At 68.5% G+C, this 6914-nt stretch carries 5 protein-coding genes and 1 pseudogene; all 6 read right to left on the bottom strand.

Translation table 11 applies throughout. The features are described from left to right. A pseudogene (locus tag RNB18_RS43840) lies at nt 1-809 on the bottom strand (hypothetical protein); the annotation flags it as partial. A gap of 124 nt (nt 810-933) precedes the next feature. Continuing rightward, a complete protein-coding gene (locus tag RNB18_RS43835; RefSeq protein ID WP_311719735.1) occupies nt 934-2706 on the bottom strand; it encodes an IucA/IucC family protein in 1773 nt (590 codons plus the stop codon). Beyond that, the gene (locus tag RNB18_RS43830) at nt 2703-3236 is read right to left on the bottom strand and encodes a GNAT family N-acetyltransferase (RefSeq protein WP_311719734.1); all 534 of its coding nucleotides are present in this window, start codon (nt 3234-3236) and stop codon (nt 2703-2705) included. The genes RNB18_RS43835 and RNB18_RS43830 overlap by 4 nt, the downstream gene beginning before the upstream one ends. Further along, nucleotides 3233-4510: a lysine N(6)-hydroxylase/L-ornithine N(5)-oxygenase family protein gene (locus RNB18_RS43825; RefSeq protein WP_311719733.1), complete on the bottom strand. Its 1278-nt coding sequence runs from the start codon at nt 4508-4510 to the stop codon at nt 3233-3235. The genes RNB18_RS43830 and RNB18_RS43825 overlap by 4 nt, the downstream gene beginning before the upstream one ends. Next, nucleotides 4494-5936: a lysine decarboxylase DesA gene (gene desA / locus RNB18_RS43820; protein ID WP_311719732.1), complete on the bottom strand. Its 1443-nt coding sequence runs from the start codon at nt 5934-5936 to the stop codon at nt 4494-4496. Before desA ends, RNB18_RS43825 begins: the two co-directional genes overlap by 17 nt. A gap of 140 nt (nt 5937-6076) precedes the next feature. Beyond that, nucleotides 6077-6910, bottom strand: coding sequence for a siderophore-interacting protein (locus RNB18_RS43815; RefSeq protein WP_311719731.1), 834 nt, complete (start codon nt 6908-6910; stop codon nt 6077-6079). Nucleotides 6911-6914: the final 4 nt, after the last annotated feature.

Raw genomic sequence — 6914 nt, 5'->3', positions numbered from 1 at the left:
GCTGAAGGTACGTTCGGTGCGCTCGGCGTGCTGGAAGTGATGACGTGCGCGGCGGTGTCCGGGGCCCCGGGCCGCGCCGCGCGGTAGGCCGGGCCGCCCCACACCAGGAGCCGGTCGACGAGCAGGGGCCGTAGCTCCTGTGTACCCCCCGAGGTGAGCGTGCGCAGCAACGCGATGTCGCGGGCGCAGAACTCGCAGGTCTCCAGGTGCTGTTCGAGATCCGCGGGGGTCTCGCGATGCGTGCCGCGGGCGATCGCGCCGAGCATGCCGCCGTAGTGGACGCAACGGGCGTCGGCCGTGTGCTCGGCACGCAGCCGCAGGAAGGTGTCGGCGAGACGGGAGCGGGCCGACTCCGCCATCGACTCGGCGAATTCCTGCGAGGTGTTCAGCACACGGGCGGCGAACGCCGGTTCGCCCTCCGCCAGGCACAGCCACAGCGCGGCCCGCGACTGGTCGGGCAGCTCCCCGAACGCCCGCAGCAGCGGCGCGTCGTGCTCCACGAGCCGCAGCGTGTCCGTCGTACCGAAGGTCTCGCCCGCGCGTTGGGCCCAGTCCCGGAAGGTGCGGAGGAGCAGTCCCGAGCGGCTGTCCCGAAGCCACCCGAAGGCCGTGCGCCGTACGTCCGCCAGGAGCGCCGGACGCGCGGCGGGCGCCCGCTGTCCCGCCAGCACCTCCCCGGCGAGCTCTGCCGCCGTGCCAGGCCTGCCGCAGAACGCGCCCGCGTAGGCGTGGACGGCCGCGACGTCCTCCGCCGGTAAGGCGGTCGCCGTCTCGTGCAGGACTTGCTGTGGCGTGTGCTCGGACGTCATCGTCTCGTCCCCCCAAGGAACGCGGTCACGGCAAGATGTGGACCGTAGTGGCACTCACTATGACGATGCTGTGCACCCCGTGTGCTCAAGAGACGCAAGAACAGCCAGAAACAGACGGGCCGTACTACAGGCCCGCGATGGGGTTGTTCAGCGTGCCGACCAGCTGGAGCGCGCCCGACGGGTCCGCCAGGTCCACCATCTGCTTGTTGTTGCGCAGCTGGAGGCGGTTGAGGCAGGACAGGGCGAACTCGGGCGCGAACATGTCGTACTGCCGGAACTTGTCGGCCAGTTCGGGCACCGAGTGCTGGTAGTCGCGGGTCACCTCGGCGACCGTGCGCCAGAAGTCCTCCTCCTCCAGGATTCCCTCGGCGGCGAGGTTCGCGGCGAGGAAGCGGAAGAAGCAGTCGAAGACGTCCGTGAAGATCGACAGCAGCTTCTTGTCGTCGGGGACCTCGACGCGCAGCCGCTCGACCGTCGGTGGCAGCACCGCCTCCGGGTCCATGACGGCGATCTCCTCGGCGATGTCCTTGTAGATCGCCCGCTCGACCACGCCGTCCTTCACGACCAGGACGACGTTCTCGCCGTGCGGCATGAACACCAGGTCGTAGGCGTAGAAGCTGTGCAGGAGCGGGGTGTAGTAGGCACGGAGGTAGCGGCGCAGCCAGTCGGTCGGGGTGAGTCCCGACCGCTCGATGAGGGCGCCCGCGAAGGACCGGCCCTCGTGGTCGACGTGGACCAGCGAGGCCATGGTGGCGAGCGACTCGCCGTCCTGGAGGGACGGGACCGGGCTCTCGCGCCACAGTGCGGCGAGCATCTTGCGGTACGGCGAGTAGCGGTCGGTGGCGGCCTCGTACTCCAGGTGCCGGTAGCCCACGGCCGCGCGCTCGCGGATGATCGTGAGGCCCGTCGCCTTGAGCACCGGGTCGCCCTCGATCAGCCCGGCGAGCCAGTCGTTGATGGCGGGGGTCGCCTCCATGTACGCGGCCGAGAGTCCGCGCATGAAGCCCATGTTGAGGACGGACAGGGCCGTCTTCACGTAGTGCTTCTCCGGGTTCGACCGGTTGAAGAAGGTCCGGATGGACTGCTGGGCCAGGTACTCGTCGTCGCCCTCGCCCAGGCAGACCAGCAGCCCGCGGGCGACCTCGGCGGCGAAGGTGACGGTGAGCTTGTTCCACCACTGCCAGGGGTGGACCGGTATGAGGAGGTAGTCGGCCGGGTCGAGGTCCTTGTCGCGCAGGACGCCGTAGAAGCGCTCGACGGTCTCCTCGCCCAGCTCCTGGCGTACGAAGGACTCGTACTCGATGCCGACCCCGGCCGTGAACGCGGCGCGCGAGCGGTGCGCGGCGAGCCAGACCAGGCGGACCGGGCTCGCGGTCTCGGGGGCGTACGAGAGGTACTCGTGGATGCCGAAGCCGAGCCGGCCGTTGTTGGCGACGAAGCAGGGGTGGCCCTCGGTCATGCCGGTCTCGATGTCCTGGAAGGAGCTCTTCGCGAGTTCGGCGACCGGGACCCGGGGCTTGGTGAGCTTGTAGCAGGTGCCCGAGAGGGTGGAGGAGATCTCCTCCAGGTAGACCGGCAGGATCTCGTCGGTCAGGCCAAGGGTCTGCTTCAGTTCGATGAAGAAGTCCAGGGCGGCGAGGGGGAGTTCGGCTCCGTCACGGTGGCGGGTGATCGAGTCGGCGTCGATCTGCCAGTGGTCCAGGGCGCGTCGGACGGCCGTGAAGTCGTAGCGGGTCTGGCCGTCGTCGCTGCGGACGACGTACTGGTCCTTGTCGGTCTCCTCGGGCTCGATCAGCCGCTCGTGAGCGAACTCGGCGAGACCCTTGCGGACCAGCAGGCGGTTGGCGGTTTCCCAGCGCTCGGGGGACAGGTGGGCCACGGCGTCGGCGAGGCTCATGCGGCCACCCCCGTAGCGGCCAAGAACTGATTCCGTGTGCAGAAGCTCAACAGGGCCATTTTCTCCGGCTTCTGTATCTCTCGCTCGGGCACGAACCCGACGGCCTCGTTCAGGGCATGGACGGCCTTGTTGGACACGTCCGGCTCGACGACGACCCGCTCGACGGCCGGGTCCTCGAAGAGGTGGGCCATCACGGCGGTGATGACGGACCGGGTGAAGCCGCGGACGGGGTTGTCGGTCGCCGGGGTGAGGAAGTGCATGCCGACATCGCCCGGCCGCGGCTCGTACAGGCCGACGAGTTCGCGGTGGGCGGGGTCGTACTTCTCCATCAGGAAGGCGGGGACGCCGTCCTCGTCGAGGCCGAGCAGCGCGTGGTGGTGCTCGTCGGCGGCGATGTCCATGTAGGCGCGCTCGACGTCGACCAGCGTGGCGTCCTGCATCATCCAGTACGCCGCCTTGGGGTGGGTGACCCAGGAATGCAGGAGCTCGGCGTCCTTCAGGGGGTCGAGCGGGCGGAACGTGAAGGTCATACGGAGAACTCCTGGAAGGCGATCGACTTCTCGACCGGGTAGTACTCGGTGCCGAGCAGCTCACGGATGATGCAGCTGTTGCGGTAGGCACCCATGCCCAGGTCGGGGCTGGTGATGCTGTGGGTGTGGACGCCGGCGTTCTGGAGGAACACGCCTCTGCCCGTCACGTCGATCGCGTAGTTGCGGGCCACGTCGAAGTTGCCGTGGGAGTCGTAGACCAGGCGGTCCCTGACGGGGCTCAGGAAGTCCGGTTCGGCGTACTGGTAGCCGGTGGCCAGGACCAGGCCCTGCGACTCCAGCTCGAAGTCCTTCTGCTGCTCCTCCTGTCGGAAGGACAGGGTGTACGTGCCGTTCTCGTGACGCGCCCCGTTCAGCGAGGAGTTGGTGAGCAGGCGGGTGGGGACCGGGCCGCCGAGGTTCTTCTGGTAGAGCAGGTCGAAGATCTCGTTGATCAGGTCGCCGTCGATGCCCTTGAACAGGCCCTTCTGCTCGGCGGTGAGCCGGTAGCGGGTGGCCTCGGGGAGCTCGCGGTAGTAGTCGATGTACTCCGGGGAGGTCATCTCCAGCGTGAGCTTGGTGTATTCGAGGGGGAAGAAGCGGGGGGAGCGGGTGACCCAGTTCAGCCGGTAGCCGTGGACGTCGATCTCGCCGAGCAGGTCGTGGTAGATCTCGGCGGCGGACTGCCCGGAGCCGACGATCGTGATCGACTCCTTCTTCTGGAGCTCCGACCTGTTCTGCACATAGCGGGAGTTGTGGAAGAAGTCGCCGTCCAGGCCGCGGACCGCCTCCGGGTAGTGCGGGGAGGTGCCGGTGCCGAGGACCAGGCGTCGGGCACGGTAGGTGTCACCGGCCCCGGTCGTCACGACGTACAGCCCGTCCTCGTACCGGACGTCCGTCACCGTCGTGTTGAAGCGGACGTTGCTCAGTTTGTTCGCGGCCCAGCGGCAGTAGTCGTCGTACTCCACCCGCAGCGGATAGAAGTTCTCGCGGATGTAGAACGAGTACAGCCGGCCCTTCTCCTTCAGGTAGTTGAGGAAGGAGTACGGCGAGGTCGGGTCGGCGAGGGTGACCAGGTCCGACATGAACGGCGTCTGGAGGTGGGCGCCGTCCAGGAACATGCCGGCGTGCCACTCGAAGTCGGGCTTCGAGTCCAGGAAGATCCCGTCGAGCTCGTCGATGGGCTCGGTCAGACAGGCCAGGCCGAGGTTGAAGGGCCCGAGCCCGATGCCCACGACGTCGTAGGTCTTCTTCGTGGGTTCAGGAAGCGCGTTCAAGGGACTCTCCCAGGTACTGCTCGGCGTGGCCGGCGATCAGGTCGAGTACGGCGGCCATGTCGTCGACCGTCGTCTCGGGGTTGAGCAGGGTGAACTTCAGGTAGTGGCGGCCGCTCACCTTGGTGCCCGCGACCACCGCGTCGCCGGAGGCGAACAGGGCCTTGCGGGCGTACAGGTTGGCGCGGTCGATCTCGGCCGGGTCGGTGACGGAGGCCGGGATGTAGCGGAAGACGAGGGTGGAGAGCGAGGGCGCGACCACGACGTCGAAGCGAGGATCGGCGGCGAGCAGTTTCCAGCCCTCGACGGCCAGGTCGCAGACCTCGTCGAAGAGCTGTCCGATGCCGTCGGCGCCCATCACGCGCAGGGTCATCCACAGCTTGAGCGCGTCGAAGCGGCGGGTGGTCTGGAGGGACTTGTCCACCTGGTTGGGGATACGTTCCTGCACCATGCTGCGCGGGTTGAGGTATTCCGCGTGGTAGGTGGCGTGCCGCAGCGTCGAGGAGTCTCGCACCAGCACGGCGGAGGAACTCACCGGCTGGAAGAAGGACTTGTGGTAGTCCACGGTGACCGAGTCGGCGCGCTCGATGCCGTCGATGCGGTCCCGGTACTTGACGGAGGCGAGCAGCCCGCAGCCGTAGGCCGCGTCCACATGCATCCAGGTGCCGTACTGCTCGCACAGCTCGGCGATCTCGGGCAGCGGGTCGATGGAACCGAAGTCGGTGGTGCCCGCGGTGGCGACGACGGCCATCGGGACCAGGCCGTCGCGACGGCAGCGCTCCAGCTCACGGGCGAGGGCGACGGTCTGCATGCGCTTGTCGTGGTCGACGGGGACGGAGACCACGGAGTCCTGGCCGAGTCCGAGGAGCTTGGCGGACTTCTTCACGCTGAAGTGGCTGACCTCGGAGGCGAAGATGCGCAGTTTGGCTGCCGTGTCCGTCTTGGCTTCCTCGCGGGCGAGCAGCAGCGCCTGCAGGTTGGACTGCGTCCCGCCCGAGGTGAACACACCGTCCGCGTTCTCGCCGAGGCCGATGCGCGCGGTCGTCCAGTCGATCAGCTTGCGTTCGATGAGGGTGCCGCCGGCCGACTGGTCCCAGGTGTCCAGGGAGGAGTTGACGGCCGAGAGGATGGCCTCGCCGAGCACGGCCGGGATGACGACCGGGCAGTTGAGGTGGGCGAGGTAGCGGGGGTGGTGGAAGTAGATCGCGTCGCGGAGGTAGACGTCCTCCAGCTCGTCGAGCACCGCTGCCGTGTCCAGCAGGGGCTTGTCGAGGTCGATCTCGTCGATGCGGGGAGTGAGAGCGTCGACGGTGATTCCGGTGAACGGCCTTGTGGTGGTGGCGAGTTTGGCCGCCACCCGCTCGATTCCTTCGGTCACGGAGCGGCGGTAGCTCTCCGCGGTCGTGTCATTGAGCAGGTGCGAGCGCATGTAGGGGCCCTCCGGTGGGGAAATCCGTGCGGGACGGGGCAGGAGCGGGGCGGAACCCCGGCTTCAACTTAGGTAAGCCTAACCTAATCAATGCGGGCTCAAGCCTGCCTCAGCCGTGACTGGCGTCACGTGGACGGGAGTTACTCGGCCGCCCGCAACTGCTCTTCGGTCATCCCCTGCCGCCAGTACCCCACGAAGGTGACCCGGCGCCGGTCGACCCCGCGCTCCCGCACGAAGTGCCGCCGCAGCTCCTTCACGCACCCGGACTCGCCCGCGATCCAGACGTACGGCCGCTCGGCGTCCGGCAGTCGGGCATCCCGAAGGGCGTCGAGGGCCATGGGGGAGCAGGCGGCGCCGGTCTCTTCGGCCACGAGCCAGGTGATCTCGGCGTCCGCCTCGGTCGCGAGATCCTGGATGTCTCCGGCGTTACGCACCTCCAGCCAGACGCGGGCGCGCTGTCCGGCGGGGAGGGCTTCGAGGATCGCGGAGACGGCGGGCAGGGCGGTCTCGTCGCCCCACAGCAGCACCAGATCGGTGTCCTCCGGCGGCCGGAACCGGATCGCCCGGTTGTCGGCGACGGCGGGTCCGAGCAACTGCACCTTGTCGCCCGCGGCGGCACGAGCGGCCCACCGGGAGGCGGGCCCGGCGGGCTCGTGCAGCACGAAGTCGATGTCGATCTCGTCGGGGTCCCGACGGAGCGAGCGCAGTGTGTACGACCGCATCACGGCCCGTACGTCGTCGGGGAGTTCACGCCACGCCTGCCACCAGCCGTCGCCGAGCTCGACGGGCACGCCGGGCTCGGTCCGGCCTTCGGCGGGGAGGAAGAGGGACAGCGACTGGTCGCGCCCGTCGGAGAGGAAGTACCGGAGGTCCTCTCCGGTGAAGCTGACCCGCACGAGAGACGGGCCGAGCCGCCTCGTCCGTACGACCTGGAGGGAGAAGAAACGGAACGGGGCGGCTACGGCCGTGGTCATGTGA

It is taken from the genome of Streptomyces doebereineriae (assembly GCF_031845645.1).
Classification (GTDB): Bacteria; Actinomycetota; Actinomycetes; order Streptomycetales; family Streptomycetaceae; genus Streptomyces; species Streptomyces canus.
The sequence above is the reverse complement of the archived record's forward strand: the minus strand, read 5'-3'. Positions and strand labels throughout refer to the sequence as shown.

Coding starts and splice junctions, on each gene's coding strand:
- RNB18_RS43830 (WP_311719734.1), bottom strand. CDS start 3,236: ATGACCTTCACGTTCCGCCCGCTCGACCCCCTGAAGGACGCCGAGCTC.
- RNB18_RS43835 (WP_311719735.1), bottom strand. CDS start 2,706: ATGAGCCTCGCCGACGCCGTGGCCCACCTGTCCCCCGAGCGCTGGGAA.
- desA (WP_311719732.1), bottom strand. CDS start 5,936: ATGCGCTCGCACCTGCTCAATGACACGACCGCGGAGAGCTACCGCCGC.
- RNB18_RS43815 (WP_311719731.1), bottom strand. CDS start 6,910: ATGACCACGGCCGTAGCCGCCCCGTTCCGTTTCTTCTCCCTCCAGGTC.